Raw genomic sequence first — 18,649 nt, forward strand, 5'->3', positions numbered from 1 at the left:
GCAAAACTTGCAGTAAAATTACATTATGAAGCAAGAATCAACATATTTTTCTAAAAGACAACTTGATGAATTAACTAAAACCGAAATGAATTTAATTGAATTTGCATCGTTATATCCTGATGAGTTTTATAAATCATCAATTAAACAACTTAGTAATAAAACTGATATATCTATTTCGGTAATATCAAAACTAGCTAAAAAGCTTAATTTTGATTCATTAAAAGATATGCAATTTTTTGTTTATCATAATTATTTAAATACTGATTTAAATTCCAATGAAAAACAAGATTATCCAAAATTTATTCTAAAACAGTTGTTTTTGTTTTATAAAGAAAGTATTTTTCGAACATCACATTTAATCAACTTAAATGATGTTAATAACTGTGTACACAACATAATACAATCAGATAAAGTATATTTATATGGAGCAGGAAGTTCTTATTTATCTGCATCTGAATTAGGGATAAATTTGCAAAAAATAGGTGTAAATGCTATTGCATTTAGAGATTTTCATTCACTATTATTGATTTCAAGTCAAAAAGATATAGAAAATAAATTTGTGGTTTTGTTTTCTAAATCGTGTGATACCAAGGAAATTAAATTTGCAGTTGATTTATTTATGCAAAACAATATTAAATTCGCACTTATCAGTGCAAATAAGCAAGCAAAAGAAAAATATGATAATGTAATTTTGTATTCGACGCTGGAGCAAAACAAACGATTTATTTCAATATCATCAAAAATTAACCAACAATTTATTGCTGATTTAATTTTCTTGTTAATTTCACATCTTAAAGTTAAAAATTATGATTCAAAATATGCTGAAAATATCAAAATTCTTAATGCATGAAATAAAAATAATTTCTAATTTTTAATTCATATAGAGAAATTTTTTTCTTTTATCCTTCCTATAAATAACAAAAGATAGAATTGTTACAGGAGGAAAAATGAAAGTATTTAAATCTGAATACATCTTTATAGATAAATCATTTAATGATAAATCAGAAGTATTCAATTTCATCGCAAATAAAGCAAATGAACTTTCAATTTCCATTTCTGTTGAAAAAACTTTTGCTGCATTACAGCAGCGAGAAAAAGAGTTTTCAACAGGAATGGAAAAAGGATTTGCAATCCCTCATTGTCAATCTGAAAGTATTTTGCAACCTGCTTTGTTTTTCATTAAATCAAAGACACCAATTTCATGAGATACCTTTGATAAAAGTGATGTACATAATATGTTTGTGATTTTGATTCCAAAAGAAAACAAAAATAACTTGCATATGCATACTTTAGCTAAGGTTTCTACTATTTTACTTGATTTACAAACAACCGAAGAACTACAAACAAGTAATGATGTCAGCCGAATATACAATCTCATCGATTCGTATTTAGAAAATAAAGATTTAGCAACTACAGCATCAAAACAGGGCAAAAAAGTAATCGGAATTACATCTTGTGCAGTCGGTATTGCTCATACATATTTATCAGCAGAGACACTACATAATAAGTTAAGTGAATTAGGATATCAACCTAAAATAGAAACACGTGGATCAGTCGGAATTCAAAATCAACTTACACAGCAAGACATCAAAGATGCAGAATTTGTAATTATTGCTTCTGATGTTAAAATTCCCTTAGAAGATTTTGATGGTAAAAAAGTCTATGTAACATCAACAAAAGAGGCAATTCACAATCCAGATATTGTTATACAAAAAGCATCGCTGGCACAAATCTATCATAATGAAAATAAGGTAGAAAAAAGTAAAGATGATACCAAACAAGGAGTTTTAAAGCATATTATCAAAGGGATATCATATATGATTCCGTATGTTATATTTGGTGGTATTATGATAGCGATTTCCTTAGGATTAGGTAAAGCTATTTATGGAAATAATACATCTGCTCCAAAAGGAGATTTCCTATGATGGCTGCTTGAAATCGGGGTTGTTTCATTTACCTTGATGATTGGTGCATTAGGTGGATATATAGCATATTCAATTGCAGGACGAGCTGCAATTATGCCTGGTTTTGTAGTATCGTTTATTGCTAATAAAAATGATTTATTCTTTAGCATAGGTGGAATTTCAGCAGCAACCCCGATGGGGTTTGTCGGAAGTATTCTGTTTGGATTATTAATAGGTTATACTGTTAAGTGGATTGCTAATTTAAAAATTCAAAAATCAATTTCTGCTATTATACCTATGTTTGTAATACCAATCGGAGTAACTTTATTTTACTCTATGCTTGTAATTTTTGTCATAGGAGCTCCAATAGGTTATGTGATGGATCGCTTTATTGAAGCTTTAAAACATATCTTTACAAAAGATTCTAACATCGGAATATGAATTGCATTGTTGCTCGGTATTTTATTAGGTGGAATGGCAGGTTTTGATATGGGTGGTCCGATAAATAAGGTTGCATTTTTATCATCATCTGCACTTGTAACACAAAGTATATTTGAACCTATGGGTATGGTAGGTGCTGCAATTCCTGTTGCTCCACTTGGAATGGGTTTTGCTACCTTGATTTTTAGAAAGAAATTTAGCAATAATGAAAAATCACTGGGTGCATCAGCTATTTTGATGGGATTTATTGGTATTTCAGAAGGGGCTATTCCATTTGCTGTTGCTGATCCAAAAAGAGTTATTACAGCAAATGTAATTGGTTCAGCAGTAGCAGGGGGAATTGCAGGTGCTTTATCAGTGACTAATGCAGCAGCGCATGGTGGACCAATTGTAGCAATTTTAGGTGCAGTAGGTTCGAATGTACACGGAACTGGACTTGGTATTCTATTTTATTTTATTGCTATTATCATCGGAACTACTATTACAGCATTAATTTATGGTTTTTGAAAAGACAAGGAAATTAACAAGGATTCTAAGTTTGCAGCAGCATTATCAAAAATCAATTTCTGAAAGAAAGGCAAAAATGCTAAAAACTAAGTTTTTAAAATATAAAGATTGGATAATCCTATATACTATTATTTTTGTTGCAGTAGTTTTGCTAATTGTAGGTATCACTTTAACTGCTCTTGGGGCACCAGAATATAAAATGTTTGTTGCTAATGCAATTGCAAAAGGGAAAAGTGTTATAAACATTTCACAATTTATCTACGGGATATTCTTGTTAGTTCTATCAGGATTATTACTTATTTTATTAGCATTATTTGCTAACTCTGCTTTTAATAAGAAATTAAGAAACAATGAATAAAATTATCTTTTTAAAACCTTATTTTAAACAAACATTATGAGCTAATAATAATATTAAACAAATGTATCGTTTGGATTTTAATGCTGGTGAAGCGTGATTGATATCAGCAATCAAAGATTGTGAATCTGTAGTTGCACATACAAAGCAAACCTTAAATGAATTTATCAAAAGTCATTCAGAATTTTTCGGTTTAACAAAAAAGCAAGCTCAATCATTTATATATCCGAATTTAACTAAGTTTTTGGATGCGAAGCATCCATTAAGTATCCAAGTACACCCTGATGATAACTACGCAAAAGCATTTGGTTCATTAGGTAAAAATGAGTGTTGGTATGTTTTAAAAAACAATCATCAGCCCTTTATTTTAGGGACGAATACAGATCAAAAAGAAAAGATATCTAAATCAATTAATTCTTCGGATATTGAACAATATTTAAATAAAGTGGGTTTGCAAATCGGTGATTTTGTTTTTATTCAAGCAGGATTAGTCCATGGAATCCCATCTGAAACAATGGTATATGAATTACAACAATCTAGTGATATTACATATCGGCTTTATGATTACCAAAGAGTCGATGAGAACGGAAAAATGCGACAAATACATAGCGATCAATCACTAGAAACGATGAAATTAGAACTTCAACCAAAAATTCAAAAATACCAAAAAAACGCCTTATATAATGCGGCAAACTTTAATTTATCGGTATATGATTTAAATAATGAAGAGATAAAGATCAAAAACAAAGCGAAGCATTGTTTGGAAATAGTTGTTTATTCAGGTATTGGTTTTATTAATGATGTTGCTATAAGAGCAGGGGATGTTTTACTTGTTAGTTATGCTTTAAAAGATGTATTAATAAAAGGTTCTATGAAAATATTTATTAATGTGTTATAAAAACCTATCCATAAAGATAGGTTTTTTTAAGTTTCTCAGTTAATTGTGGTTGGGTCAGTTGGATTTGGATTGATTTTAGTTCGTTTGATTTTTCCATCTTGTACATGAATTACCCGATCAGCAATTGCTTCAATTGCAGGGTTATGAGTAACCATAACTATGGTAGTTCCATATTTTTTATTGATGTTAAATAAATATGACAGCACAATTCCGGTAGTTTTTTCATCCAAAGCAGCTGTAGGTTCATCAGCAAATATAATTGCTGAATTTTTTGCTAAAGCACGCAAAATTGATATCCGTTGTTGTTGTCCACCCGACATCTGTGATGGGTATTTATTCATAACTGATTCCATATCAAATTCTTTAAATAATTCGTTGATATCAAGTTTTTTATCTGGATCTTTTTGTAAATAAGCACCAGTTTGCACATTATCATAACCTGATAGGTTTTGAAGTAAGTTGTAGTTTTGGAAGATAAAACTTACATTTTTTCTTCGAAATAAAGTAAGTTTCAAATCGCTTAAATAAGGTAGGTTTTCATCACAAACTATCACATCTCCACGAGAAGGTCGATCGAGTCCGCTGATTAAGTTTAGCAAGGTAGACTTACCGCCACCAGACTTACCAAAAATCATTATAAATTCACCTTTTTTGATGTTTAATGAAACATTCTTAAGTACATGGGTTACTTTATAACCAGATAAATAATATTTTGAAACATTACGAACTTCGATGATATTATCTTCAGTGTTTTTTAAATCAAAATGTTCGTCCCTAGGGCGTTTTTTATTTGCAGCAATTTTTAAAATTCGAGCAATTTTACGATCTACAATCATTTCCTTAGAATCAGATTCAGCATCTAGGATTTCAAAAACATTTTTAGGGTTGATTTTAACATCAGAAACTTTTTTAGAAATTGTTGCAGGTTCTTTGGGTTCTTGCATAATTTCTTGAGTTTTTACTTCAGATTCAATGATTAACTGTGTTTTTGGTTCTTGATCATTGTTTTGCTGATTTGGTTGTTTTTGTTTCATTATTTACCTTTCAATAAGTCAATTGCCTTAATTTTATTAATATTGTATCAAGAAAGAATTGCTGTGATTAAGAAGACACCAAATATGATTGAAGCAGTGAAAATAAAGTTTAATGGGGTAATTGATAAAGGAATAGCAATAGCAGCACCAGTAGCAAGGAAGTTAGCAAAGAATACCATTAATCCGTAAGCAAAAGGAAGTGAAATAATAATAGAAATAACAATAAACGGTATATAGATACCAAAGAACATTTTAAGTTTTTCCTTGTTATTGTATCCTAAGATAGATCAAATTGCGATGTTCTTCTCGTTTTCATTAATTAGTATGGTTGAAATAATAATAAGAATTATTATAGAAATCAAGAAACTAAGGATGGTAATAATTGTGACAATGATTTGTACAGTTCTTGAAATTCCTTGTGTGAAAGAAATTTCAATTTGTTTTGAATCAAGTCCAGTAGCAACAGGGATAAAGAGTTGGTTATCAAATTCTTTAGCAAACTTTTCAATTTGTATGTCTGCTAAATTACGTTGTTTTTGATAAAACTCTTGTAAAGGTGTATCCTTAGGATTATAATCTGGATCTAAGAATTTGGCTATATCTAAGTCACTATATCCCATCGCAGCCATTGCTCCATCAGCAGGAGAGTTCTTAACAGTGTTTTTTGAACCGAAAATTCCATCGAATAAATCTTTTTTGTCTTTTTCTGTTATGGATTTAGTAGAAAAGGAAGCAATAGATCCAGAGTAACCTGAAACAGAGTATAGGTTAGCCGATCAAATAAGTTGAATTGGTAGTGGATTAGTTGAAAGAATACCGTTAAATTTGTATGCATCATCATTTTGACCATTAAATTCTTTATCGACAAGTGAATCTAAACCAATCAACTTATCAGCAGCTTTCTTAGGGATAATGAATTCATCTTTGATATAAGTTTGATTGATTGCTTTAACAACAAAGCGATATTTATGTGGTGTTATAACTGGTTTTCCTAAAGCTTTATTAATACGATTTTGAAAGCGATAGACAAGATTTTTAGGTTCCAAATTAAGAATTGAACCAATTGCTAAATGGTACTTACGTGCCGAAACCTCGTTTATAACAAGCGGGATATCTTTATTCAAATCAAAATTATTGTTAGCAAAGTCATTATTAATTTCTGCTAATAAGTTTTGATCACCGTTTTTAATAGCGATTTCTTTAGAATTAGGACGATATCCATATAGACGTATTTTTTCACCATTAGGTAGTTGACTATCTACATAGGTATATGTTTCATCATATCTAGGATCAAGATAAACTCCATTGAAAACGATGTCAAAATCATATATACCTTGTTTTGCTAGTTGTTCATAACCATTTACCAAGAAAGCACGATATTCATCGCGGAAATATGTGGTTTTAATAACATTGTGATTATATTTACCATCATCATCGCTTCAGTTCATTACAAAGAATTTTCCATCGATGATGTTATCTGCACTTGGAACATATAAAAAGAAGTTATTTAAACCAAGTTGATGTGCTTTTTCGAAATCAACATTATTTGTTTGTTTGCCGTTTTCAACTTTGAAAGGGAGTCCTTTTTGTGTTTTAGTAAGTGCATAACCAATTTGATCACGACTTTGGATAATTCTGGATTTTTGTACATCAGGCAAGGATTGAAATACAACACTGAATGGATCAATAGAAATTGATGAATCAATTTTGATATTAATTGAAAACTGAGTAATAAGATGTGGATCTTTGAATGTAGGTTCTCCGTTTTTATTTTGCACATTAATAGCAGTTGAATAACCATTTTTAAAGTAATCTGCTTGATATGCATTAAGTTCTGTTGCTCGACCAATTGGAACATAAAGTGAGTTCTTTACATCTTCTGGATTTAAAATCTTTAATGAACCACCTTCAGTAGTTGGTGTTGTTAAGTCTATTTTATAGTTATATTTGCGGTTTTCGTATGTTTTATCAATTGTTTTATTGAAGATTCCAAAAGTTGCAAAACCAAATGAAGTAGTAATAGATGCTAAAATAACTGATATTCCAAAGGAAGCAAGTTTTCAGAAACTGTTAAATATAAGCGATGCACCAAATTTAGTTTTAACACTACGGTTTTTAAATACTTTAATATATTTTTGATAACTTTCACCAGTGCTTACATCAACAATTCCGGACATTAAGTCAATTGATTTATATCTTAGCAACCTTAATGAGACAACGATGATTAAAATTGACATTGCAAGCAGCGGCACTATAATATTAACTAAAAAAGAAATAATAGAGAAATTAAGTGTTTCTATCGGAACAGTTCAATAATTATCAAGGATTTTTATTGCAAGTGATTGCATCGAAAATCCAGTGATATACCCAAGCAAGTTTCCGGTAAAAATGGTAAAGAAAGCAAACGTTGTCATTGAAAGTGAAATTTGAAGTGGTGTATATCCTTGTGCAATCAAAATTCCAATAACTTTGTTTTTGTTTGCGATATATCTTTTGATAATAAATGTAACTGAAATGGTTACTAAGAAAACCAAAATTGCTAGAATAACATTTGAAACATAACTAAGGGTGGTGATAATAGTTTGCACTGAAGAAATACGGATGCTACGCTCCGGGTTAATCGGGTCTAATTCATTATATAAATATGTTCTTTGTAACTTCGATGTGTCATCAATTTTACTTTGTACATATTTTTCAATAATGTTTTTAAGTTGTTTATTGGTATATTTAGAAGTGTTTTTAACTGTTAAATATTCTTTAACTAAACTACCACGATAAGCTTGATGAATGCGATCGAATCCTTTGTTATTTACATAAACAATAGCTTGAGATTTAGTATCTACTTGTAAGTTGTTTTCATCTAAGACAGGATAAAAGTAATCAAAAGAGATGTCATCACCTATAATTAAGTATTTCGAACCATTTACATTAATTTTATATTTTTCAGGTAAACTGTCGATTAATTGTAGCATCTCAATCGGATTAACTGGTAATTCACCATCATAAATTTCTTTATGATTATGCAACATATATGCATAATTTACTTTTGCTAAATATGAAGCAGATTGGTTAAATACAAGAATGTTGTCAATTTTATTAAACCAAGATAGTGAGTTAAGTAACTTAAAGAAAACATCACCAAGGTTAATATCAAAAAACTTGTATTCACTTGGATTTTCAGTTACTGCATTAAGTATGTTCACGAAGAAATCATTATCAATAGAAATTTCCCACACAAAGTCATTTTCAATAGAAGGGATGCTACCACCAATAACTTCTGATTGTGAATCATTTACATTACCACTTTCTTCATTTTTATTTTTTACCACTAATGGAATACCTAATAATGAATTAATAAATTCATAAGTGTTTTCTTTACCAGAACTAAGAAGTTGTTCAAAGTCAATAATCTTATTAATTAAAAAGTATCCAACATTTGAATCATTTTCAGATGGTTTTCCAATGTTGTTTTTATCAGTTAGTAATCAAATAAGTGCTTGTGGATGTTTTCGGATTAATATTTTATTGGTAATAAGCGGTGGTATCCCGATTTGATCGAGAAATTGTAGATTTGATGAATATTGGTTAAAAAAGTTGTTAATTAAATAATAATGTTTAATAATATCATCGGTAATAACTTTATTAACAAAAACGTCCTGCATAGTAGCAAATAATGTATTATATTTTAATTTGATTCCATCATATTCCGAGATTTCTTTATCAAATGGTGCATATTGTTCTTCTGAAGCAATATATGAAAAAAGTTTTGTGATTTCATATGCATATGTACTTAAGAAGTTTTTAAATTCAGGATTTTGGTCAACAATATTTTGTAAATCTTTGTTAGAATATTTACCATTTTTATCTTTTGCAAAGAAAAGTCTTTGCATTTGTTTTGGATTTGCGAGCGAACGAGTAATACCAAATTTTGTATGTTCAGAACCAACTATATTTTGAGTTGAAGGCAGAAAAAGTTCAAAACTATTAAAAGAATCAATAGTGTCTTTTTGATTTGCTAGTGCTAGCAAGTCATTAGCAAATTTTTGTTTTTGCTGTAAACTACCATTGATTTTTGGATTAAATAATTCTCATCATACTTTTAAAAGTGGAAGAATATCAATAAGGTAGTTATAATCTTTATAATTCAAAGTTAAAAGTTTTGAAATAACACTATATGAAATAGTTAGAAAAACATTTGAATCTAAATTAGGTTCTTGATTAATGTATGCATTGGCGAGTTTGAAAAAAGAATGTAATGAATCAGAATTTTTGCTTGCTTGTTCCCCGAAAGTATCAAAGAAGTAATGTCAAATTTGAACAATGTTATTAATTTTCTCCTTATTTCAAACTTGATTTTTATTAGCTAATCCAAGATATTTATATGCAAGAGATAAAATATTACTTGGTATTTTTTGTCAATCGATACTGTTTAATTGTGAGATGTTTTCAATTAAGGTGCTTAAGTTTGGTGTACTTGCAGTTGATTGAGTTGATGTATTTTCTGTAACTTGTGAATTGGCAGGTGAGCTAACACTACCTTGTAATAAATCTAATAAATCAAAAAAATCTAATTTATCATCATCTTTTGCAGGTATAGTAATATATTGACTATCACCTATTTCAACACTCTGTCCTTTAAATGAAAGATTTAACATCTTAGCTAGTGCAGTCTTGATGACACGATCGGAACCTGGAACATTAAATCATGCTTTTAATGTGGCATAAGTTAAATCACTATTAGTTAAATATGAAAGTGCTTGATATTCTTTTAGTTTAATAACATTCTTTTGAATATCTAATTCTGATCGCTCTGTTTCAAAATGAGAAATTTTTAGGTTTTCTTCTAATGTTTTGATAAACACATCTGTATCAAATGCACGAATAAAGAATTTAATCCCGTTTAAAAATCTTGTATAGTCTTTGGATTTTCCGTCATCAGAAAGAAAAATAATATCAGTGAGTTTTTTAACGAGGTTTGTACTTTGTCCTAATATCGAAGTGAAAATATTATTTTTTTCTCCGATATTAAGAATAAGTTGCGGGTTGATTGTATCGAGAAGAGAAATTAAAGCAGTTTTAAATTGATTTGAATCAATTGATTTTAAAAGTGCAATAATAATATCAAAAATACTTAGTTTGTGTTTACCATCTTTGCTGTGTGTATCAGGGAATGCAGGATTTTTGATAGTTTTGTTATATGAAGTTTCAAAGAAATTTTGAATAATATCGGTAAACTTTTTAAAATCAATAGTCTTAATTATATTGATAAATGCTTTAATAGTAGCTTTTATATCATTTGAAAAATCGATAAATACATCTAAATCAAAAGCGTTTTTTATATCTTTACCTGTAATTAAATAAATAAAATTAAAAAGTTTTTTAATTTCTGTTTTAATAAATTCTTTTGGTGTTTGGTGGTTTTGTTCTGCTTTTTCGATTAAAGAATAAATTTTTTCAAAGATATCAACGAATAACTTTTTAGCAAAATCACCATTTGGATCGTGTGACATATAATACAATCCGTCTAATACAAGTTTTGGCAAAATATTAAGGTTAATTAATCCACTAGAGAAGATAGAAGCAAAATCGTTTTTATCAAATGTATATGTTGCTGCTTGAACAATAGAATATATAGTTTCTTTTTGAATAAAACCTTGAGTAACTAAGTCAGTGTTTAATAAAGCTTGTTCAATACGTTCAACACCAAGTTTCAGTGATTTTTCAGCAAATGCTTGGTTTAAGACATCTGTTTGCGGAGCCCTGTATCCAAAAGGGATATAAACAGTATTAGAAAATTGATCAGATTTTTCTACATATGAAGAAGTATTCAATTTAACCTGAACGGTAAGATTGTTTGTAGTTAGATAATTTAATATTTTATCAATTGGGACCTTACCATTAACAAAACCAGGTATTTCTACATTGATTCAATTTAAAATCTTTTTATTGGAATTATAAACAGGTTTAGTTAAATAAAAATCATTTTGATTCAATCATACAAAACCTAAATTAATAAATTGGTTATATTGATCATCTCTTAAATCATCGCGACCTTGATAACGTGTTAGATGGTAAATTTTTTGATTTTCAATATTATGAATATCACCATTTAGCGAGTTAACGATTTCTAATGGAGCATATTCGCGATCTATATGAATATATTTGTCAATGGGTTCGACATTAAATCTGAGTTGATCAATAATTTTAAAAGCAATAAAAGGATTTACTTCTTTTGTTTTAAAAAAAGAAGAAATTTCATTATTTGAATTATCACCTTTAATATTTAAAATCTGTGTTGGTCTACTTTGCTCATTAACTAATTTGTCAATGTTATTAGCAATACCATTAATTTCTTGATTCCTATCACCTAAATTAACAAAATGAAAAACATTTTTTCCACTACCTTTTTCATCAAAAGAATCAACTGTTATGCTTTGACGAATCCCGATATCAGAAGCAGGAACATATTTTTGTATTTGATTATATATTTCGTGCTTAACAATATCTAAAGCCCCGTTTTTTATAATATTGAAACGATCCCCTAAAATATTTTTGTTAATTAATTCATTAAAATTAGTTTCACCAATAATTCGGTTTTCAATTTGAGCAATGGTTTTTGGTTTGTCAAGAATAAAAAGAATTTTTTTAAAAGGTGTAGGTTGATATTCATCAGGAGCTAATGAAAGTTTACTATGGTTTATCTCGTCTAAGGAAACAGCAGGATTGTTACTTCAAATTAAAACCTTTTGTCCTAATTTAACATCATTTTGTGAATCAACAAAAGGGATGTTATAAATAAGAATTTCCTTTTCTCAAAAACTAAAGTGTTTTAAGTAATTTGGAACTTCCCCGTTATTTTGTTGGATCTGATTTTCTAAAAAGGTTCGATATGATCCAGTTCACTTTGATTGATTTTCTTTATCATATGTAATTTCATATTCTTTACGTAAGAAAAACGATTCAGTACGTCGGATTTTGGCTCATTTATTCGGAATAAGATAATCAGCATTTTTGGTAAATTCAAATTTTTCTTTTTTTGATACAGCAAAAGATGGAGAAGAAAATAAATCTGAGTAATTAAGGTTAGCCTTTATTTCTTTACTTATATATTTTGTAATATCATCATCTTTATTATGTGTATATAGTGTAGGTTTATTTGAACCGTCAATAATATATACATATGGATTATTAACTAAAGATACCAAACCAAGCAACTTTGCCAACTCATTATTTTCAATCTTAACAACTGCATCAGTTAATTCTCATTGTTTTCCTTTAACAAAATCAAAGGTAGCCTCATGTGTATCAGCATTAATATATAAAGCAGATAATTGTGAAAAATATATATTATTTTGATTTTCAGAGTTAATAAATGCAATATCAGAAAACTTGTATTGTTTATCAAGGTGAAATTTATCAAAAATATGTAGTTCTTTTGTAACAACACTTTGTGAAAAACTACCATCATCATTTTTTTGGTAAAGATTAATCAAATAATTCTTTTTAAAATGCATTTTCTTTTGTGGTTTTGTATAATCTAAATCAAAGAATTCTGAATCATCTGATGCTGAATATGTATTGTAAAGAGTAGAGAAATCATTTTTGAGAATATATTTATGCTTATCACTTTTGTCATTAAAGAAGTTTGAAATATTTATATAACGATCAGTTATTTCGTTAAAATCGATGATTTTCTTATCTGAAAATGCATCGTCTGAGACATAACGAATTCCTTTATCATAACCTGCACCACCAGTAAATTTGGTTTCACCATTGATATAATATCCATCATTAAATGCTTGTCCAGAAGCAGGAAGGTTATAATCAACAGTTAAATCGTGTGCAACAGAGATTTTTTTATAGTTATTAAATTGAGTTCGCATCGCTTTTGATGTATCATATAATACAGTAAAAATACCAGATGTTAAAAATATAAGAATACTTAAACCAATAACAATGGCTTTGTTTTTAAATAGCGATCGAAAAACTTCTTTAAACAAGTTTCACATATTTCTCCTACCTTATTATATAAACTAAAATAATATAATAGTTTAATACAAAGTATTAAACAATTATATAATATTTTTAACAATATATTAGTTTATTTTTTCACTACGATAAAGCAGGATTTGTAAGAAAAAAATCGGAAAGTAAAACAAAAAGTCGCAGTTTAACCTACAACTTTTTGTTTTACTTTTTATCTGGATAAAGATTACTAAAACTTTGTGGATATAAATATGCCATTTTTGAAACAATTTCTTTAAATGATTGTGGATTCATATAATCTCCACTTGCACCTCAGTATTGGTATTCTTGGGTATCGAAAATAGAGAAATTACTTGATGATCATCTACCACCCTTAGCATCCAAACCAACAATTTTACCTTTTGAATCATATATACCACTACCAGATGAACCATTAAATCAATCGTAATCTTTAACTTGTCCTCATATCGCAGGACGCTGTGTGTTATAATTTGAAACAGAATAACTTGTTTTTATTGGATTATTTCCAATAAGATATTCGCGGTATCTTAAACCAGGTGCAGAATCTGCATTACCATTTGCTCGGTTTTTTGGAAGGGTAGCCATATAAAAGTTTAAGTTATCGAACGAAGAAACATATAATGATAATGTTGAAAAATCGATTGGTTTAAGGTTTTGAAAATCTAGAAAATGCTTGATAGCAGCTTTTTCCTGTGTAGTTAACTTTTTATTATTATGTGTGTAAGTGTCTAAGTTTTGATAATTAAAATGTTTGAAAATAGGGGTAAAATCAACTATTGCAATAATTGTATCAACATTTGCATTGTTATTTTTGTTATGATCACTAGCATTTGGATCTTTGCGATCAACTACTTCACCATCGGTGTTTTTAAATTCATCATAATCATTTGCAACATTAGCAGAAAGATCTAAAAAGATTTTATATGTAATACCTGCTTCATTTTCAGGAATTTTAAAACTATAAATATTACCAGTTGGATTAATATCACCTGTAAGTTTTGTATCGTGATAAAAATCTTCATTATTGGTTGAATTTATATGTGTGTATACAGGTTGATATCTATCAACTGAGTTAGGAATAGCAGGACGATTTATTAAAGTTGGTGCAATAAGTTTTGCATTATGTACAGTAATGATTTTTGCACCAGAAGCATCGGTAGAAACTTTATATAAATCCTTATTTATATCAGATGTATTTGTATGTCATACGTGATAATTAACAAATGCATAGAATCTATAATCATCTTTTTTGTCGCTTACTTTACCAATGATGTTTCAGGTTCCATCAGCTTGATGGTTGATGCTAAAAACTCTACTTCTAGCTTCTTGGATAGGTGCTACATTATCTTCTTAATATAATCTTTTGCTTCGTTCGTTTTCTTTCGGTGAATCTTGTAAGAAGTTTGTAGTTGGTTCTCCATGATCTGTTGAATCAGCAAGCACCTTAACATCATATTTATCGATGTAACCTTCTGATGATGTTAAAATAGAGTTTTTATCAATTTGATGTTTTTGTTTAAATGTTATTTTAGGTGTGCTATCAGTTATGCTTTGAATTCAATTAACAAAAACATCGACACGGTTTATAAAAGCAGAGCGACTGTTTGAATGATTATGCATTGATAAGATGTTATTAAATTTAGTTCCGTTTTTAGTTTTTAAAACAAGTTTGAGTATGTTGTTTTCAAAGTGTAAAGCAAATGTTACATTGTTTTTAATTTTAGCAAATAATGCTTGCTGTAAGGACTTTTTGCCTGAAACATAATCAAACATAAAATCAACATTTGATACATGTTTATGTTCTTTAATATTTTTTAAGGAAACAGGAACAATAACCTTAGAACGAATATCTGAAACTTCATTAATATCACGATATGCAGCAGTATTCATATCTAATTCAAAAACCAATCAGATGATAACATCATCATCAGGGACTCCGTTTGTATTGATTTCACTAAGATCTTGGGTAAATGATGCAGATGTCTTATCTTCATTGATTTTGAACAATGAGTTTTCAAGATAATTACGTGTTTTAAATCAATGAATATTTTGTTGTTGATTATTTTTATATAAAACAAATTTTGTTTCCCTCTTACTTTCCTTAGTATTTGGATATCTATGGATAAAATTATAGAAGTTATTATTATAGTCTAGCAAAGTGTTGAAGTTTTGTTGAGTAAAACTTATTTTGGTGTTTTTGTTAGCTTTCTTGCTTTCAGCAACTAAATCAGATTTGCTAATAGTTCCAGTATTTTTTAATGTTCCTGTACTTGTATCGCTTCCACCTGATAATTGGTTTTTAAAGTCAATACTTTGATTTCAGTTGAAGTTGTATGAAAAAGCAATGTTTTTAGATGCTAAATCTTTTCTTTTTAAAAAGTTTACATTACTACCTGAATTAACAACATCGAGATATTTAAGTTTATATTTAATTTGCTCTTGAAAACCAGATAAAGAGAATTTATGCAATTGATTAAAAGGGATATAAATTTTCTTAGTTGCTGGTATAGAGTTACCAGCATCAAAATTTTCGTCTGCATTTAAAATTTCACTTTGACCACCACCAAAAATATCAAGTGTACTTGAACTATTTGTTGATTTCTTTTCGGTATATACTTGTTTTTCAACATCAAAAGTAAATACAAAAACTTTATCTGAAAGAATCTTTACTTGATCTGATGTTCAATTAAATGCAGCACTACCAAAAATTTCTTTGCTACTTTCGTTTTTATAAACAGTCAAACTAGTTAAATCAAGTGAATTAAAAGCACTTTCTGATAAACTAAATTTATATTTTTTTTGTAAACTAAAAGGAACTTTATAAGAATTATTAAAGGTTGCTTCGGTAATAACATATTAATTTTGATAATTGCTTAATAAATTACTTTGAAAAGTTCAATTACCTGAATTTTTGGTTAAATCAATATATTTACTCCATTTATTGTGTTGGTCAAAACTTTTAACTAAAACTTTTGCAGTAGTGATGCTTGCATCATTAAAAGTTATTGTAATGGTTGAATTATTTTCGGAAATACTTGAAATATCGGTTGTTTTTGCCGAATCAATATGTAATGTTGATTCGGCATCATTAGATGTACTTTTAGCAGTTGGTGAAGCTAGATAGTTAAAATATGTACTTCAGTTATCTTTGCTATTTAAACTGCTTTGTTCTAATTCAGAAAAGTTAGTAGAATTATGAATATTTAACTCACTACTTTGGATAGCATCTGCATTTTGTAAATCAAATGCATTTCCATAATCGCTAATTTGCGCTTGAATTTGTGGAGTTGTATCTTTTGATGCTTCTGCTTCTTCTTGTCCAGCAGAAAGGGTATAACCAGGATTTTGTGAACTTTGTGAATTGTCTGGTTCACTTGGTTTATTTACAGGTTTATTTTCATTATTATCCTTGTTATTTTGTCCGCTGTTATTTGTTTTACTTGAATCAACTAAAGTTTTAAAACTAAGGTTTAATGAACCATCAGCAACTTTAAGTGATGTATTGTCATATTGAATTTCTGTGATTTTGTAATTTGTATCTGAACTTAAACCACTTAAACTAACAATAGCAGTATCTAAATTATTAGTATCAAGTTGTTTAGAGATTCTAAAATTATCAGAAGGATTTAACGAAATAGATAATTTATTTATATTAAAATCTGAAATATTATTTAATTTAATTTTTAAGGTTGCAGATGTCGAAGTTATATTTTGTGTCGAAATGTTATTAATAGATATTGTGGGTTCATTTTCTTTTTGTGGATTTTGGTTAGAGTTATGTTGCTCTGGTTCAAGGGTTTTGAAAGTAAAATCATTACTATTATTATAAGTTGATTTTATTGAGACATTATCATATTTTATATCTGAAATGGTATATTGGGTGTTTTGATTCAATCCACTGATATGCACGATAACCGAATTTGGATCGCTGCTATCTATTTGTTTGCTAAATGATGCTCCATCAGATGGATTTATGGATACATCTAACTTATTAACTTCAATAATAGGAACATTTGATAATTTAACAGCAATATCTACAGAATTTTTTGTAATATTCAGATGACTTATATTGACGATGTTAGCATCAGTTTTTGATTCTTTAGGTTTACCATCACTTGGATTTTTATCAGATGGAGTTTGATCATTATTGTTTGTATTAAGTGTTTTAAAACTTAATTGTGACTTATTTATACCATTAATATAAGATATATTATTTATAGATATATCGGTAATTTGATAAGAAAAATTACTTTTCAAATGATTTAATTGCACACTAATGGTATTTAAAGTTACATTGTTTTTAAAAGAAACATTTGTTATATCATTCAAAGTTAATTTAAATTTAGTTAAATCAAGATTTTTTGATAAATGATTAAACTTAATATTAATTTTAACTGAATCAGAAGATAAATTTGAATAACTTATATCTAATACTTTAGTGTTTTCAGTTGTAGTTTGATTAGAACAAGCAACTGCGATTGAAAAAGATGAAGCAAGTAAAATAGAAGAAAAAAATTTCATTTTCTTTTTCATAAAAACTCCTTTATATCTTTATTCTACTACTTTTTATAGTAATATTTCAAGTATTTGATTGTAATATTTTACCAAAAAATAATTTGTAATATAATATTACTAAATAGTAATATAGGAGAGCGATGAAAAAAATTTTTACAGCACTTACTTTACAAATTATTCCGATAACAGCAATAAGTTGCAATCAAAATAGCAATCAAGAAGACTTAAATATAAACAAAGAAAATGCAAATATTTTAAAGGTTGCAGAATATTTTAATATCAAAAATCCTAAACAAGATGAACAATTAAACTGAAACGAATTTAAAAATCAATTTTTACAAGTGCAAAATAATGAATCAAAATTAAGTGAATTATTATCAAACAACTGAATGAGTTTTTTAAGTAATTTAGATAAATTTAGTTTTAAGTTCTTAAAATGATATTTGTTACCACAAACAAGCGAATATGGACACTCTGCATATTATTTACATAATATAGGTTTATCTAAGTTAAATGAAGCGAATTTAGCACCACATACACATACAAGATTTCCTAGAATTTTTGGTATTGGTTATAACAATTTTTCTAGAGCAATTACAAATGTAAAGGATGGTATCAAAGAAATTAATTTATTCTTTGGACATTTTATTATCAAACTAATTTATAAAAATAATAAAGTTGTTGTGTCACCTGAATTTTTATATCTTGTTACCAAAAGAATTCAAAAATCTACCGATGCAGTTTATCAAAAATTATTATATCCTGGAAAAGCAAACCAATATAATATTAATCAATTTGAAAAAGTAGCATACGAAGTAGGGATACCGGCAACCGTGAACTTAATTTTAAAATAATACTCCAAATATAATTATTTCTTTATAATATATATAGGAGTAAAATGCATATAGTTTTTTGAATTGTAATATCAATTTTAATTACTTTAATAACATTTTTATTTGTCCTTTTTTTAAGGTCTGTTTTTTTTATT

The 18,649-nt window shown here is 28.0% G+C and carries 12 protein-coding genes; 7 read left to right on the forward strand and 5 right to left on the reverse strand.

Going from position 1 to position 18,649, the window contains the following annotated elements; all coding sequences use genetic code 4:
• Positions 1 to 25 precede the first annotated feature (25 nt).
• The 4 genes from ACXYRN_RS01650 to ACXYRN_RS01665 all read left to right on the forward strand — a co-directional run bounded on the left by ACXYRN_RS01650 (position 26) and on the right by ACXYRN_RS01665 (position 4,105).
• Positions 26 to 868, forward strand: a complete 843-nt coding sequence (locus ACXYRN_RS01650; protein ID WP_458597863.1) for a MurR/RpiR family transcriptional regulator — start codon at positions 26 to 28, stop codon at positions 866 to 868.
• A 79-nt stretch (positions 869 to 947) separates the two neighbouring features.
• A complete protein-coding gene (locus ACXYRN_RS01655) occupies positions 948 to 2,942 on the forward strand; it encodes a PTS fructose transporter subunit IIABC (RefSeq protein WP_458607426.1) in 1,995 nt (664 codons plus the stop codon).
• Positions 2,929 to 3,210, forward strand: a complete 282-nt coding sequence (locus ACXYRN_RS01660) for a hypothetical protein (protein ID WP_435128572.1) — start codon at positions 2,929 to 2,931, stop codon at positions 3,208 to 3,210. The genes ACXYRN_RS01655 and ACXYRN_RS01660 overlap by 14 nt, the downstream gene beginning before the upstream one ends.
• On the forward strand, positions 3,203 to 4,105 hold the full coding sequence (locus ACXYRN_RS01665) for a type I phosphomannose isomerase catalytic subunit (RefSeq protein ID WP_458607427.1): 903 nt from the start codon (positions 3,203 to 3,205) through the stop codon (positions 4,103 to 4,105). The genes ACXYRN_RS01660 and ACXYRN_RS01665 overlap by 8 nt, the downstream gene beginning before the upstream one ends.
• A 26-nt stretch (positions 4,106 to 4,131) precedes the next feature.
• Here the strand turns inward: ACXYRN_RS01665 and ACXYRN_RS01670 are convergent, their stop codons facing one another.
• From ACXYRN_RS01670 to ACXYRN_RS01680, 3 genes are all read right to left on the reverse strand, one after another.
• Positions 4,132 to 5,139, reverse strand: coding sequence for an ABC transporter ATP-binding protein (locus tag ACXYRN_RS01670; RefSeq protein ID WP_458607428.1), 1,008 nt, complete (start codon positions 5,137 to 5,139; stop codon positions 4,132 to 4,134).
• Entirely contained in the window at positions 5,139 to 13,148 is an 8,010-nt protein-coding gene (locus tag ACXYRN_RS01675) for an ABC transporter permease (protein ID WP_458607429.1), read from the reverse strand. Before ACXYRN_RS01675 ends, ACXYRN_RS01670 begins: the two co-directional genes overlap by 1 nt.
• Positions 13,149 to 13,329: 181 nt before the next feature.
• Positions 13,330 to 13,731 (reverse strand): hypothetical protein, encoded by a 402-nt coding sequence (locus ACXYRN_RS01680; RefSeq protein WP_458607430.1) that lies wholly within the window; start codon positions 13,729 to 13,731, stop codon positions 13,330 to 13,332.
• 166 nt (positions 13,732 to 13,897) lie between these two features.
• Here ACXYRN_RS01680 and ACXYRN_RS01685 point away from each other — a divergent pair, with 166 nt between their 5' ends.
• Together ACXYRN_RS01685 and ACXYRN_RS01690 are read left to right on the forward strand one after the other, a co-directional pair.
• Complete coding sequence (locus ACXYRN_RS01685) at positions 13,898 to 14,029, forward strand: hypothetical protein (RefSeq protein WP_458607431.1); 132 nt, start codon at positions 13,898 to 13,900, stop codon at positions 14,027 to 14,029.
• A 159-nt stretch (positions 14,030 to 14,188) separates the two neighbouring features.
• Positions 14,189 to 14,362 (forward strand): hypothetical protein, encoded by a 174-nt coding sequence (locus tag ACXYRN_RS01690; protein WP_458607432.1) that lies wholly within the window; start codon positions 14,189 to 14,191, stop codon positions 14,360 to 14,362.
• 134 nt (positions 14,363 to 14,496) lie between these two features.
• Here the strand turns inward: ACXYRN_RS01690 and ACXYRN_RS01695 are convergent, their stop codons facing one another.
• Both ACXYRN_RS01695 and ACXYRN_RS01700 read right to left on the reverse strand, forming a co-directional pair.
• Positions 14,497 to 15,888: a hypothetical protein gene (locus ACXYRN_RS01695; RefSeq protein WP_458607433.1), complete on the reverse strand. Its 1,392-nt coding sequence runs from the start codon at positions 15,886 to 15,888 to the stop codon at positions 14,497 to 14,499.
• A gap of 114 nt (positions 15,889 to 16,002) precedes the next feature.
• Positions 16,003 to 17,679: a hypothetical protein gene (locus ACXYRN_RS01700; RefSeq protein WP_458607434.1), complete on the reverse strand. Its 1,677-nt coding sequence runs from the start codon at positions 17,677 to 17,679 to the stop codon at positions 16,003 to 16,005.
• Between the two features lie 122 nt (positions 17,680 to 17,801).
• Here ACXYRN_RS01700 and ACXYRN_RS01705 point away from each other — a divergent pair, with 122 nt between their 5' ends.
• Positions 17,802 to 18,515, forward strand: coding sequence for a hypothetical protein (locus ACXYRN_RS01705; protein WP_458607435.1), 714 nt, complete (start codon positions 17,802 to 17,804; stop codon positions 18,513 to 18,515).
• The last annotated feature ends 134 nt before the right edge of the window (positions 18,516 to 18,649 follow it).

Source organism: Mycoplasma sp. 4423, from assembly GCF_054353855.1.